General features: G+C 37.9%; 13 protein-coding genes. 5 read left to right on the forward strand and 8 right to left on the reverse strand.

Annotated features, from left to right (window positions below):
* Position 1: 1 nt before the first annotated feature.
* The 3 genes from FF105_RS06480 to FF105_RS06490 all read right to left on the reverse strand — a co-directional run bounded on the left by FF105_RS06480 (position 2) and on the right by FF105_RS06490 (position 2521).
* Positions 2 to 757, reverse strand: coding sequence for an ABC transporter ATP-binding protein (locus FF105_RS06480; RefSeq protein WP_010280380.1), 756 nt, complete (start codon positions 755 to 757; stop codon positions 2 to 4).
* A 62-nt stretch (positions 758 to 819) separates the two neighbouring features.
* Positions 820 to 1746, reverse strand: coding sequence for a sensor histidine kinase (locus tag FF105_RS06485; RefSeq protein WP_233610688.1), 927 nt, complete (start codon positions 1744 to 1746; stop codon positions 820 to 822).
* A gap of 97 nt (positions 1747 to 1843) precedes the next feature.
* Positions 1844 to 2521 (reverse strand): response regulator transcription factor, encoded by a 678-nt coding sequence (locus FF105_RS06490; RefSeq protein ID WP_188353284.1) that lies wholly within the window; start codon positions 2519 to 2521, stop codon positions 1844 to 1846.
* Between the two features lie 193 nt (positions 2522 to 2714).
* Between FF105_RS06490 and FF105_RS06495 the strand changes: the two genes are divergently transcribed.
* Entirely contained in the window at positions 2715 to 3254 is a 540-nt protein-coding gene (locus tag FF105_RS06495) for a GNAT family N-acetyltransferase (RefSeq protein WP_211640419.1), read from the forward strand.
* A gap of 82 nt (positions 3255 to 3336) precedes the next feature.
* Here the strand turns inward: FF105_RS06495 and FF105_RS06500 are convergent, their stop codons facing one another.
* Entirely contained in the window at positions 3337 to 5367 is a 2031-nt protein-coding gene (locus tag FF105_RS06500; protein WP_290046474.1) for a KUP/HAK/KT family potassium transporter, read from the reverse strand.
* Positions 5368 to 5616: 249 nt separating this feature from the next.
* On the opposite strand from FF105_RS06500, the gene FF105_RS06505 reads away from it, so the two are divergent.
* The 3 genes from FF105_RS06505 (at position 5617) to FF105_RS06515 (ending at position 8208) form a co-directional block, all read left to right on the forward strand.
* A complete protein-coding gene (locus FF105_RS06505; RefSeq protein WP_010280390.1) occupies positions 5617 to 6159 on the forward strand; it encodes an NADPH-dependent FMN reductase in 543 nt (180 codons plus the stop codon).
* Between the two features lie 188 nt (positions 6160 to 6347).
* Positions 6348 to 7127 (forward strand): SDR family oxidoreductase, encoded by a 780-nt coding sequence (locus FF105_RS06510; RefSeq protein WP_010280392.1) that lies wholly within the window; start codon positions 6348 to 6350, stop codon positions 7125 to 7127.
* Between the two features lie 100 nt (positions 7128 to 7227).
* The gene (locus tag FF105_RS06515) at positions 7228 to 8208 is read left to right on the forward strand and encodes a LacI family DNA-binding transcriptional regulator (RefSeq protein WP_010280394.1); all 981 of its coding nucleotides are present in this window, start codon (positions 7228 to 7230) and stop codon (positions 8206 to 8208) included.
* Positions 8209 to 8304: 96 nt separating this feature from the next.
* Here FF105_RS06515 and FF105_RS06520 read toward each other — a convergent pair whose 3' ends face one another.
* From FF105_RS06520 to FF105_RS06535, 4 genes are all read right to left on the reverse strand, one after another.
* Positions 8305 to 8865: a hypothetical protein gene (locus FF105_RS06520; protein WP_010280395.1), complete on the reverse strand. Its 561-nt coding sequence runs from the start codon at positions 8863 to 8865 to the stop codon at positions 8305 to 8307.
* A gap of 21 nt (positions 8866 to 8886) precedes the next feature.
* Entirely contained in the window at positions 8887 to 9021 is a 135-nt protein-coding gene (locus tag FF105_RS06525; protein WP_010280396.1) for a hypothetical protein, read from the reverse strand.
* A gap of 186 nt (positions 9022 to 9207) precedes the next feature.
* On the reverse strand, positions 9208 to 10470 hold the full coding sequence (locus FF105_RS06530) for a glycoside hydrolase family 32 protein (RefSeq protein ID WP_290046475.1): 1263 nt from the start codon (positions 10468 to 10470) through the stop codon (positions 9208 to 9210).
* Positions 10471 to 10486: 16 nt separating this feature from the next.
* Positions 10487 to 12433: a sucrose-specific PTS transporter subunit IIBC gene (locus tag FF105_RS06535; RefSeq protein ID WP_010280401.1), complete on the reverse strand. Its 1947-nt coding sequence runs from the start codon at positions 12431 to 12433 to the stop codon at positions 10487 to 10489.
* Positions 12434 to 12593: 160 nt separating this feature from the next.
* On the opposite strand from FF105_RS06535, the gene FF105_RS06540 reads away from it, so the two are divergent.
* On the forward strand, positions 12594 to 13565 hold the full coding sequence (locus FF105_RS06540; RefSeq protein WP_148422859.1) for a LacI family DNA-binding transcriptional regulator: 972 nt from the start codon (positions 12594 to 12596) through the stop codon (positions 13563 to 13565).
* Positions 13566 to 13614 lie beyond the last annotated feature (49 nt).

Genomic DNA, 13614 nt, shown 5'->3' on the forward strand with positions numbered 1-13614 from the left:
GTCACATTGCTCCCCCAAACAAATTCGTTGTGGCATCATTGATCGTGATTAACATTTCTTGATCATTACGATTACCACGATAAATTTGATGAAAAACCATCCCATCCTTGATAAATAAAACGCGCTTAGCACAGCTTGCCGCTAACGCTGAATGCGTCACCATCAGAATTGTCTGATTACTTTCATTGTACTTCCTAAATAGCGACAAAATTTCAGCCGCATTTTTTGAATCCAGTGCCCCAGTTGGTTCGTCACCTAGTAAAATATCAGGATTGGTAATCAAAGCGCGGCCAATCGCCACTCGCTGCATTTGTCCGCCTGATAATTCAAATGGATATTTATTAAGCAAATCTTGAATACCTAATTGTTCCGATAATCGGTGCAATTTTTCTGCTTTATTTTTTGTTCTGTTTGCCAAAACGAGTGGTAAATAAATATTGTCTCTGACTGACATTGTATCTAGTAAGTTAAAATCTTGAAAAACGAAGCCCAAGTGATCACGTCGATAGCTTGCCAATGCTTTATCAGATAAGGTAGTCAAATCCTCGTTATTAAGCATGATTGTCCCTGTTGTTGGCTTGTCTAATGTTGCAATACAATTTAATAGCGTCGATTTTCCGGAACCAGACTCGCCCATGATTGCAATAAATTCACCAGCTTCAACTTCAAAATTGACGTCAGCCAATGCCGTAACCGTATTGTTTTTAAATTTACCTCGATACTCTTTTTTGAGATGCTCAACTTTTAGTAATGTCATAAAATGAATTCCCCCTTTGTTATGTCTATATTCATTTTAAATGAAAAAAGAGGTGAGTTGCCTTACACCTCATCACTAAAGCTTACAGTTTCGTAAGGTTGTGTTTTTGTCTGCTTAAAATCAATTGTTACCGTGGTGCCGCTTCCCACCACCGACGCAATTTTGATATCATGTCCAAGCTCACTTAAAATTTGCTTCACCATGAACAGCCCCAAACCACTACTGTTATTTTCAAGCCGACCATTTAGTCCCGTATAACCTTTGTCAAATAATCTCGGCAAATCACTGGCTGCAATGCCAATACCAGTATCTTCAATCACTACTTGATGCTGATTAACAAACATCACTTGAATGCGACCTTGTGGTGTATACTTAATCGCATTAAAAATAATTTGTTCTAAAACAAATTGCACCCATTTAGGATCACTCACAACTGTAAAATCATCGCCCACCATTGAAACCGATAGATTTTGGCGGATGAAAAACAATTTATACGCTTTAATCACATCACGCACAATTGCCTGCAAATGGATAGGTTTGAATGTCAAGTCTTGATGTAAATTCTTGAGACGAATAAATTGTAGCATCATATTCAAATATTGATTCACAATGAGCAATTGGTTACTCGTTTCATATTTTTCAATCGTATCGGTTTGATTCATCAAATCCAACACAGACAATGGCACTTTAATTTGATGTGCCCACATGGCATAATAATCTTGAATGTCTTGTATGGTGTTAGCCTGAGTAGCTAACGCTTTTTTCTGCTGAAGTGCCTGTTGTTTGAGCAAATCTTGGTACAAATGAGCCACGGAAGAAGTCGCTGGTAAGCTTAAATTATCGACCGACAAGCAATCATCTGACAAAATATTTTTTAAAGTTTTTCGTGTTTGGAACCATCGCCAAAACAATAACAATGTCATACCAAATAAAAAATACAAGCCCACATAAAGTGCATCAATTGCAGCATCAATATCTAGAGAGCGCATCACAACACTCCAAAATAAAGCCCCAAAAATGAAAACAAAAAGCAGGTAAAAATACCAATAATCCAGCAAAAATAACCAAATTGATTGCAAACATTTTTTAATCATTTAACGACAACCCTTTCCCTTTAACCGTGACCAAAAATTTTGCAAATCCGATTGTTGCAGTTTTTTGACGTAAACGTGCCAAAGTCACTGACAACGTATTGCGATCAATAAAAATATCATTGTCCCATAAATTTGACATAATATCTTCGCGAGACACCACTTGATATTGATGACTAAACAATAAGTGTAACAACTTGGTTTCATTTCTAGTCAAAGTTACTGAGCGTGTTCCCGTTCTGAGTTGATCATCAATAATATCTAAACTAAAATCTTGAAATTTTAGAACGCTTCGATCAGACACAAACGTATATTCACGACGCAAAAGCGCATTAATTTTGACAATCAACAATTCAATATTAAATGGCTTGGTGACATAGTCATCACCACCAAAATTCATCGCCAAAATTTGGTCTGTGTTGTCATCACGACTGGATAAAAATATAATTGGAACCACACTATCCTTTCGGATTGCTTGTGTCCAAAAAAAGCCATTATGATACGGTAAATTAATATCCATTAAAATTAAATGCGGCAAAAATTGGTCCACTTCTGTTTTGACATGATTGAAATCATGGCACGCTTCAATTAAAAATCCCCAACTTGATAATGATTTTTTTAATAAATTAACAATTTCATGATTATCCTCGACTACAAATATTTTAAAACCCATGGCACTCCCACTTTTTTCATCTTATTGCAAAACGCCGAGCTTGTATTTCGCCGACATTATTGTTAAATTATAGTTATTGTTTTTCACTATACCTATTGTAATATATGATATACCAAATTGTTGCCTTTCATGTCATCCGTTAGTTATCATTTATCACAAATAACCCCATACCACAGGAGAAATTATCCAAAGCATGACACCCATTGTAACAGAACGACTGATTCTTAAACCATTGCAAATAGATGACTACGAAAGTTGGTTTAATGGTTTTTCTAATCGCTTTCCTGCCCAAAGCCCTTATGATGAAGGCAAGTTAGACATGAGCATTTGTACAGCAGATTGGTTTGCCGACTTAGTTGGTAAGCATAATCGGTTACGTGAAACTGACGATATTTTGATTTTGGCTATCTTTGATAAAAATCACAATCACATCGGTATGATTGATGTTGCAACGCTAGCTAGAACCAATATGGCGTGGGGAGAATTAGGCTACTTTATCCATAATCAACTATGGCGTCAAGGCTTTGCCTTTGAAGCGTTATCTGCACTCATGCCCTATCTTGCTGACACAGCAGGATTTCATCGTATTGAAGCTCATGTTGCATTGGAAAATTATCCTTCTCAAAACTTACTAAAAAAATTGGGCTTTTCATTTGAAACAGTTCGAAAAGGCTTCATGTTAGAAAATAATAAGTGGACCGATAAAGCAGTTTTTTATCGTAATCTCTATTAAAAAAGAGTGGCACATTGAACGTGTCACTCTTTTTTTTGAAGATTGTAGAACTAACATCCAGTTTACAACGAACTAAATTGATTCACTCATTGTCTTTTTTGACGACATTCTTCAAATCACTTTGAATTAATTTGACTTTTTTATTATTATCCAAAAATAATGGTACAGTTTCTTCAATAACATCACTTAACTCAAGCCCATAAAAGCTACTTGGTTTAACAGTGTGGCCTTGCAACCATAAGCGACCACCAATCAAGAAACGATCCCAAGGATGAATGTTTGGTAAACGCAATAAATCAGCTGAATATTGATTAGCAATAACATACTTAAAATCACTCACACTACCGTGCTTATCAATCGCATATCTTGGAAACTGAGGTTTTAGAACTTCTTTTTTAATTAAGTCGTTAGCAATTTGTTTGATATACAGATGAATTTGCGGCTCAACTTTAAAACCAAGCCTGAATGTGACATGCACTATATTTGTTGTCCCCATCATATCAACTTCGTAACTTTTTTCATAAGGATCCGTTGCTTCACGAACGGTGACAAACCAGTAAACAGCAGCACGCTTGGGCTTGGATCCTATCAATGAGTAAATAACGGATCGCTTCAACATGTAATTTTGATGGACGTTAGCAATATAAACAAGATTTGTCGCAAATAGCGGCTCATTTTCATCTTCAGATAAGTTGACTAACTGTTTACGATAATCTCGCAAAGACAAATAATCATCTTTTTTGGCAATTTGTTCACGACGTTTATTACCATAAAACCAAACGGTCATCATTATCAAAATAGCCAACATGATAATCAAGGTGGCATATCCACCGTGTAAAAACTTACCAAGACTAGCAATCAAAAAGACAACTTCAATGAAGCCAAACACAATCGCAAACAAGCTTGCCACAAGGATTGACTGATACTTCCTCACAAATTCAAATAGTAGCACTGTTGTCATCAACATGGTAATTGTAATTGACAGACCATAAGCTGCCTCCATATTGTGCGAAGTTTGAAATACCCATACAATAATCAAGCCTATCACACACAAAATCCAATTTACAGTGGCAATATACATTTGACCACGAGCGTCACTAGGATAAAATGTCCTTAGTCTTGGGATTACTTTGAGATTAATTGCCTCACTAACTAGAGTATAGGCACCAGAAATCAACGCTTGCGATGCAATTACTGCCGCTAAAGTTGCTAATATAACCCCGACAAGCCGCCAAGAATGAGGCAAAATCTCAAAAAACGGATTTGAGGCTTGCTTCAGAAGGTTTGCTTGGCTGCTATGGGTCATAATCCACGCCCCTTGTCCCATATAATTTAAAATCAACATTGTATAAACAAACGGCCAGCTAATATAGATATTGTGCTTACCAACGTGACCCATATCTGAATAAAGTGCCTCAGCACCAGTGGTAGCCAAGAAAACACTTCCTAATATAAAAATACCAGTTTTATTTTCTGGACTCACAAGTACCTGTATAGCATAAACGGGCGACAGTGCTTTCAGGATCGATAAATCACTAAAAATATTAATCAAGCCAAAGAAACCAATAAAAAGGAACCACACTAACATAACCGGCCCAAATAAATTACCTATCTTCTTGGTACCTGCCCGCTGAAATGTAAAAATAATCACCAAAATAACTGTTACGGTAACCATGACAATAAATTGATCATTTGGAAAGGATAAAATGCCAAAGCCTTGCCCTTTTAAACCTTCAATTGCTGTTGTTACGGTAACGGCAGGCGTCAGCGTCCCGTCTGCTAACAAAGCTGATCCACCAATTAAAGCTGGAATCAACAGCCATTTTTTATTGACACTTTGAACACGACTATAAAGCGCAAAAATGCCACCCTCCCCATGATTATCAGCACGCAATGCAATCAAAACATATTTAATGGTCGTAATCAACATCAGTGTCCAAAACACCAAAGAAACCGAACCAATAACAAACTCATTTAAATGCTGAGTACTCCTTGCACTATTCAAGATGGAATTCATCGTATACAATGGCGACGTACCAATGTCGCCATAAACGATACCCAAAGCAATTAGTGCGCCCGCAGACGACCATTTAGTCTTTTTTTCTAAATCCATTTGTGATTCCCCTCTTAATTATGGATACTTTACTAATTTACGATTTGTCAATATTATAACAGTATTTATGATTGGTAGACCAATAACATTGTCATAGTTTGATATGTTACTTGTGGTCATTTAGTTTGTATTAAAAAGTCAACTACTGTCCCTGTACTGCTTTTGTCGTGAAAATAACCAGAAAATGCTTGCAAAATCATATTACAAGTTTTATACTTACTTTTAGTAACTAGAAAGAGGTAAACACCCATGACAAAATTTGGTATCGTAATTGGTTCAATTCGCAAAAATTCTTATTCAAAAGGTGTCGCAGATGCACTTGTTGCTGGACTTCCTGAGGACGCAGACGTTACTTATTTAAATATCAGTAATCTACCCATTTATAATCAGGACTATGATGAAAACTCACCAGAAGTTTACACAGCATTTAGAGAACAAGTGGCAGCACAAGACGCATTCATCTTTGTCACACCAGAACATAATCGTAGCATTCCAGCTGCATTGAAAAACGCATTGGATATTGCATCACGACCTTGGGGGCAAAATTCTTGGGCAGGAAAGCCTGCATTAGTCGCCTCACAATCAATTGGTGGGACAGCTGGTGTTTTAGCACATCATGTCTTACGTCAATCATTGGTATTTTTAGATATGCCAACTCTACAACAACCAGAACTTTACATTGGTAACACAGGCAATTTAGCTGATGAAACTGGTCAAATTACAAATGACGACACAAAAGCGTTCTTGGCAGGCGCTGCCCAGAAGTTTGTGACATTTGCTGACAAGTTTTAATCATCATATCAAGCCAAGCAAAAGCTAACCCTTACAGGGTTAGTTTTTTTGATCACTACCAAATGATACACTCGACCAAATCAATTACTTGAATAATAACGAACATCATAGTATGATTTGTTTATAAGGTTTACGTAAGCGTTTACGTAACTATAACTCACTGCTACTTAATAAAAAGGAGAATGGTTATGCACACAAAAGATTTTGGACTCGATACTTTTAGTCTTGCTGGTAAAACTGCCTTAGTTACTGGTGGTGCATCAGGATTAGGTCGTTATTATACGGAGGCACTGAGTGCGGTAGGCGCTAATATTTTAGTCATTTCTCACAGTGAAAATGGTTGGTCTGAAACAAAAAAAGTGGTTGAATCGAATGGTCAGACTGTCCACTTCCTAAAACTGGATATTACAAGCAAAAATGTTGGGGATGCTGTGACAAATTTTGTTAATGATCACGGTAGTAAGTTAGATATTTTAGTTAACAACGCTGGTCTTCAAATACGACACGAGTGGCAAGCATTTCCTGACGATGATTGGGACGCTGTCATCAATTTGAACCTCAACGCAATGTATCATATTTCAAAAGCTGCTGCGTTGATAATGGCAAAAGCTGGTGGTGGTAAAATAATCAATATCGGTTCAATGCAATCATATCGTGCTGGTAAATTCATTTTCCCATACACAGCCAGCAAACACGGTGTGATTGGCTTAACAAAAGCATACGCAGATGCTTTGGCTCCGGATAATATTCAAGTCAATGCCATTGCACCCGGATATATTGACACACCAATGACCAAGGCTTTGCAAGAAGATAAAACACGAAATGAAGAAATTTTGAATCACATTCCTGCAGGTCACTGGGCCAATCCTAAAGAATTAATGGGAACAGTTGTCTTTTTGGCCAGCCATGCATCCGACTATGTAACCGGTGTCACACTGCCAGTCGACGGTGGTTATCTGCTCCGTTAAGTTTGAATAATACTTTTCAAACTTATCACAACGTTATGGTAAACTTAAAAAAGCAATACATTGTTTTGTGTATTGCTTTTTTTAAACGGAGATTATTTTTATGACAAATCAACAAAAACTGACCATTAGCGACATTGCCAAACTGGCTAATGTGTCGATCGCAACTGTTAGTCGATACCTCAATGGTCAACTGAACCAAATGTCTGAAACTACGGCTCAAAAAATCAAAAAAATAATTACTGAAACTGACTATATTAGAAATTCGGCTGCAGTTCAACTCGCAAAAAAACGATCAAACTTAGTCGCTGTTGTTGCCTCTAACATCGATGAGTATTTTTCGTCTGAATATTTTAAAGGGATTGTTTCAATTTTAAGTGCTTTTGGATATATCGGTGTCTTGCTGGATTCTGATTCCAATCTAAAAACAGAAAAAGCACATTTAGAGTCCGTCTATAATCAAAATTTTGCTGGGATTATTTTACAACCACTGACAACAGATAGTGCAGTAATTCGTAAATTTTTGAACAATAATATGCCAATTGTCCTAATTGATCGTGAGTTTGCTGATTTAGAAATGAGCTCGGTAACAACCAATAACTTTGAAATTGCAAAGTATGCTATGTCCCAACTTTCTCCTGATTCTTTTTCTAGTGTGACTGTGATTACCGAACCGGTGAAAAAACTGTCGACACGGGTAGCACGTGTTGCAGGTATTAAAACCGTGTTTGATCAAGTTAATGTCATTGAAACGCAGTCCGAGCATTTTGATGTGAATAAGCTATCAGAAACAGTTGATCTAAACAATCCCAAAAATTTACTAGTGGTTTTGAAGGAACGCTTATTGATTCAGTTATTGACACACCCTTCTTTTTTAACGCAAGCGCATCAGACGCAAAATATAACTGGCTTCATCGATACTGCGATGCCCCGTTATCTTGCACCGAATTTCAAATTCATTCAGCAATCACCCTATTTGATGGGGGCTTCTGCTGCGGAAATACTCATCAAACATCTATCGTCAGAAAACAATGATTACCACCAGACTATTCAAAACATTATCATCCCCTCACACTACAAATAAAGAATTATCAAAATGTCATAACAAAGCATTTCTTCTCCCAACAGGGTCGAGAAGAAACATAAAAAGCCGACATCAGTAGCCTGCTTTGACCAAAACTTACACGCGCGCATTGCTACCAATGATTTGTAACGGCATGAAAAATTTCGTCCGTTTGGCCAACTCTTCAAATAACTGATTGTCTAATTCACCTAATTGTGCCAAATGTGTCATTAAACTCATTTCATCAACGAGATGAAATTTTTTAAAATTTAGGGTTGACATAAATTTGCCCAACGCTTGAATATCATCATTTAACATAAAAAATGGTTTTTCATTGGCTACTAAGTGAACATAAAGCGTATAACGAGAAGATAACAGTGCCAAAGGCGCATTCCGAACTGCAGAACGGTAAATACCTATTTCTAAAAATGTAATCTGATCGGTTGAAAAAGTTGCAAAAACATGCTTGGTTTCATCGCCAATCTTAATCTCATCATTTTTCAATTCAAGTACTCCGATTGGAAATGGATTAGAAGCTAACACTTTTGAAAATAAGCTATTTGATTGTGGCTGTTGCGGAAATAATTCACCATCTATATTAAAATCAATAAATGTTAATTTTTTGTCAATATTATTGGGTATGTCCATCATTGTTATCTGTTGCATAGTATGTGTCATGTGTTTTCTCCCTGATAGCCATTACTTATTGTGACGATTACGCCATGCCCTGATTCCCAGCATCACCATTGTCACTAAAACAACAGCAAACAAAAAATAACGCATTAATTCGCCAACTCGAAAGCCTTCCTCGTATGCACTCACCAAAAATAACATAATGTTTCTCCTGTTCTCTCATTAAAATATCACCAATAATGATATTTTATGACATATAATATCAACTCAACTACAATTATGTAATCGGTTTCATAAAATGTCAAGATATTCTTGTACACATTGTATAGTTAAAAAGGACATCAGTTCTCATTCGAGCTGATGTCCTTTTATCAATAATGCTAACCTTCAAAAATATCGCGCCGTTAACGTTAGTTGATCGTTATCCGTGTAAACCTCAATAATATCTTTATCAACTACCAACAGCACTTCATCCAAATTACCGGTCACTTCACGACTTTCATATTGGTCACTTTCCCATTGCTTACGCGTCATGGTTAATCGATTTTCTTGACGTGATAAGGTTAAATCATCGCCGAAATTTATCAGCCAGTCAGCTTGTGTGTGCAACGCGTATGCGCCCACACCACTAACGTCTTCTGGCTTTACAGATATCGGCTGCACTAATTCAGCGATTGGTGCTTGGGTTAATTTGTTGTCATCAGTAACGTGCAAAACTCTTGGTAATGACAAGACATGAACCCAGTTGTCCTCTGCGATAGTCGGCACCTTGCTTTCACGCTCTGGGGTCATCATTCCTGCCCATCCCCACATAATACGGCGGCCATCTGGGGCGCTTAATGTTTGGGGCGCATAAAACTCAAATCCACGATCGACTTCTTCAAATGATGTTTCAGGTGTGAAATGAGCCGTTTTTTCATCAAAATGTCCCACCACATAACCAGTGTTATGAATATTTTCGTACCGGTGATTAATTTTATCCGGCGCAAGACCCTGTGGCGAGAACATGAGCACTTGTTTGCCATCAACTTCAATTAAATCAGGACACTCAAGCATGTAACCACGCACCTCAGTTAATTCACCGGTAATCAATGAGCCTCTAAATTGCCAGTTTTCAAAATTAGTTGATTCGTAAACAATAATGTCACCAATATTATTATCAGGACGTGCACCTAATATCATGAAAAAGTGTCCATTTTGACCTTGCCAAACCATTGGATCACGTACATCTTTTGTAAATCCTTCAGGATGAGGAAACAATTGACCTAACCTAGTGAAATTAAGCCCGTCATCACTCACCGCCCACATTTGATGTGAGGCGACACTATGCCCAGCTTCGTCACGTACATTACCGGTATAAAAAACATACAACCGATTATCTTTAACAAATGCTGTACCAGAATAGATGCCAGCAGCATCTTCAGCCAATGACGGCTTCAAGGCTGTCTCAACACGTTCCCAAGTGATTAAATCTTTAGAAACAAAGTGTCCCCACTCTTTATACTTGTGATTACAAGCCTTTGGATTCCATTGAAAGAAAACATGATATTTTCCTTTGAAATAAACCAAGCCATTGGGATCATTTAGTAATCCCTGTGTTGGATATAAATGAAATTCCTCTCGGGAAATTGTATCGTTCTTTACTAACATTGAAACCTTCCTTTTGTTATTGTGCCTTAGGTACGATTGTCAAAATATCATCTGTCGTAATCACTTGATTTCCATATGGTGCATCAACGATTACCTGCTCAAAATTATTTGTGTTTGTCACTAAGACCATTGTCGTTACGGGATAGCCAGCGTCTTTAATAATAGCTGCATCAAACGTTCCTAGTTTATCACCTTTCGAGACAGTTTGTCCTTGTTTGACAAAGCTCTCAAAGCCTTTACCATCTAAATTAACGGTATCGATACCAATATGAATTAAAATTTCAACCCCATCTGCTGTGGTTAAGCCATAGGCGTGTTTGGTGGCATAAGCAACAGTAATTGTACCATCTGCCGGTGCGACTATTGTCCCATCAGCTGGTTCAATCGCAGCACCTTTACCCATCATACCACCGGCAAAAACAGGATCATTGACAGTCGCCAAATCAACTAATTGACCAGAAACTGGGGCACTAATTTCAAAACCATCAACAGTTGAAGCATCAGCTGAAACATCTGTGGTTGCTTGTGATGCATCATTATTTTGATTTGGCATGTGTGACTTACCATACGTTAATGTCACAACAAACGAGACAATGAAAGCAACTGCTACTGCTAAGAAGAAACCAACCCATTTATTAGCTGGAATAGCAATAAAACCAATCAAGCCGGCAGGACCAAGTGATGATGACATCACGTGGAATAATCCCATAACCAAAGCCGCAATTCCTGACGATCCTAACGCAATAAAGAATGGGAACTTATACTTCAAATTGACACCAAACATCGCAGGTTCAGTAATACCAAGCATTGCCGAAGCACCTGCTGATGAAGACAACGCACGAACTTTTTCATTTCCTTTACTCAAGAAGTAAATGGCAAATGTAGCAGCGCCTTGCGCGACGTTTGCCACAGTAGCAATTGGGAAAATAAAGTCGCCACCCGTTTTTGCAACGTTGGCCAACAACTGCGTCTCAATTGCTGGGAAACTCTGATGAAGTCCTGTAATCACGATAGCTGAGTAGAATGAACCAAAGACACCATAGCCAATAAAGCCAAATGTTGTCACTAACCACGTCAACCCGTCTGTAATACCGTTAGATACTGTCCGTAAAACTGGACCAAGCACAATAAAAGTGATAAATCCTGTAATAATTAAGGCTAACATTGGCGTGAATGTAAAATCAATTGCGCCTTTCAAGTGCTTATGGAAAAACTTTTCCAATGTAGCCAGAATGAAAGCAACACCAATCACTGGCAACACTTGTCCTTGATAACCTGCCTGTGCGACGGATAAACCAAACAAATCCCAAGTTGGCATTTTTCCTGTCGCAACTGCTTCAGCAACATTATAACCATTAACCAGACTTGGCATCACCAACATCATGCCGGCAGCGGCACCAAGAATTTCATTACCACCAAATCGGCGTGTCGCTGTGATACCAATCAAAATTGGTAAAAATGCAAATGGCGCTGAAGCCATCAAGTTGACCATCTCAGACACTCCCGTAATGCTGGGATACATGCCTACCAATGATTTTGGGCCAAACATATTGGGCTGCGTTAAAATGTTGTTCAAGGCCATCAATAAACCACCAGCCACCAACGCTGGAATCAATGGCACGAAAATATCAGATAAGACCTTAACCAAATCCATTAAAGGATTCTTTTTACCAGAAGCCACAGCTATTTTTTTGAGATCGTCAGTTGAAGCCTGCTTAACACCAGTTAATTTAACAAATTCATCATAAACACCATTAACATCTCCTGGACCAACAATGATTTGATATTGACCATTGGCATTAAATGTTCCTTTTAAATCTGGATCATTATCCAAAGCAGCTTGGTCAATATTTTTAACATCCTTCACTACCAAACGTAGTCTCGTCGCACAATGTGCTGCGGCTACGATATTGTCCTTCTTGACTGCTTGCGCAACACGCTCAGCCACTTTCCTATAATCCATATTCTACTCCTTTTTTCAAATACTGATGAGATATTTGGAACCGTTTCCATTTCCTTAACAATTACATTGTAACCGCTTTCAATGATTAATGCAATCTTTTTTTTTAAATTAATTTTTAGAACTGAAATATTGTCTTGCGTATTTATGGTACGATAACCTTATGGAAAAAAAGATTACAATTGCAGACATTGCCAGAATGGCTAACGTCGCAAAAAGCACCGTTTCACGTTACTTAAATGGTGGCTCTGTCAGTGAAAAAACACGTCGCAAAATCGACACAATTGTTTCAGATTATAATTACCAGCCTAATGCTTTGGCGCAAAATTTGAAATTAAAAATTAACCACACTGTCGGGGTCATTGTCCCCCGTTTAGATTCAACAGCACAGGTGGAAATGTTGCGTGGTTTGGATGCTGCCAATGATGAGGACACTTTTTTAATTGTCAACACTTATCAATCGGTCGCGCGCGAGTTAGCGGCGATAGAAAAGTTGCGTAACCAGCATGTCAGTGGTCTAATCATTTTAACCGCTAATATCACTGATGACATTCGTGACGCACTGAAAGCTTTTGATGTACCAGTCGTCATTCAGGGTCAAGATGAAGGTGATTTTCATCGCGTCTTAATGAATGACCGTCAAGCCGGTGACATAGTTGGGCAGTATGCCATGTCTTTAACCCCCAAAAAAGTATTATTGCTGACAATACCTGAACAACAAGATTGGTCCATTGGCCATGAGCGTTTTACTGGGGTTTATCATGCTTTAGCAGACTACGACGTCACCACTATTCATACCAAATTTAACATTGACGAGGCTAGAAATGATGCATTAAGTGTCATGTCTGAGAATACGTTTGATTTGGTGATTGGTGCCACTGATCGAATGACAATTGGTGCATTACAAGCTGGTATTGCCACTCATCAATCAGCCAAATATATTGGATTTGGAAAATCTGATTTAAGTACAACTGTCACCCCTCATCTCACTAGCTTTGAATATGACTTCTATGAAACAGGTAAGCTAATGTATAATCTGTTGAAAAATGTTCGTGAAAATAACCCTTCAGAAAAGCAACGTCTTGTGTTTGATGGACAGTTAGTTGAACGTGAATCAACACAAAATTTTTATTGATTATTCCAGCAAAAAATGCTATGCGCAAATCATGGTTTGCGCATAGCAT

This window comes from Leuconostoc sp. UCMA20149 (genome assembly GCF_030400235.1).
In the GTDB taxonomy this organism is placed as follows: Bacteria; Bacillota; Bacilli; order Lactobacillales; family Lactobacillaceae; genus Leuconostoc; species Leuconostoc pseudomesenteroides.

Excerpts from the sequence above, each read along its gene's own strand:
- FF105_RS06480 (WP_010280380.1), bottom strand. The coding sequence starts at position 757 with ATGACATTACTAAAAGTTGAGCATCTCAAAAAAGAGTATCGAGGTAAA.
- FF105_RS06485 (WP_233610688.1), bottom strand. The coding sequence starts at position 1,746 with ATGCGCTCTCTAGATATTGATGCTGCAATTGATGCACTTTATGTGGGC.
- FF105_RS06490 (WP_188353284.1), bottom strand. The coding sequence starts at position 2,521 with ATGGGTTTTAAAATATTTGTAGTCGAGGATAATCATGAAATTGTTAAT.
- FF105_RS06495 (WP_211640419.1), top strand. The coding sequence starts at position 2,715 with ATGACACCCATTGTAACAGAACGACTGATTCTTAAACCATTGCAAATA.
- FF105_RS06500 (WP_290046474.1), bottom strand. The coding sequence starts at position 5,367 with ATGGATTTAGAAAAAAAGACTAAATGGTCGTCTGCGGGCGCACTAATT.
- FF105_RS06505 (WP_010280390.1), top strand. The coding sequence starts at position 5,617 with ATGACAAAATTTGGTATCGTAATTGGTTCAATTCGCAAAAATTCTTAT.
- FF105_RS06510 (WP_010280392.1), top strand. The coding sequence starts at position 6,348 with ATGCACACAAAAGATTTTGGACTCGATACTTTTAGTCTTGCTGGTAAA.
- FF105_RS06515 (WP_010280394.1), top strand. The coding sequence starts at position 7,228 with ATGACAAATCAACAAAAACTGACCATTAGCGACATTGCCAAACTGGCT.
- FF105_RS06520 (WP_010280395.1), bottom strand. The coding sequence starts at position 8,865 with ATGACACATACTATGCAACAGATAACAATGATGGACATACCCAATAAT.
- FF105_RS06525 (WP_010280396.1), bottom strand. The coding sequence starts at position 9,021 with ATGTTATTTTTGGTGAGTGCATACGAGGAAGGCTTTCGAGTTGGCGAA.
- FF105_RS06530 (WP_290046475.1), bottom strand. The coding sequence starts at position 10,470 with ATGTTAGTAAAGAACGATACAATTTCCCGAGAGGAATTTCATTTATAT.
- FF105_RS06535 (WP_010280401.1), bottom strand. The coding sequence starts at position 12,433 with ATGGATTATAGGAAAGTGGCTGAGCGTGTTGCGCAAGCAGTCAAGAAG.
- FF105_RS06540 (WP_148422859.1), top strand. The coding sequence starts at position 12,594 with ATGGAAAAAAAGATTACAATTGCAGACATTGCCAGAATGGCTAACGTC.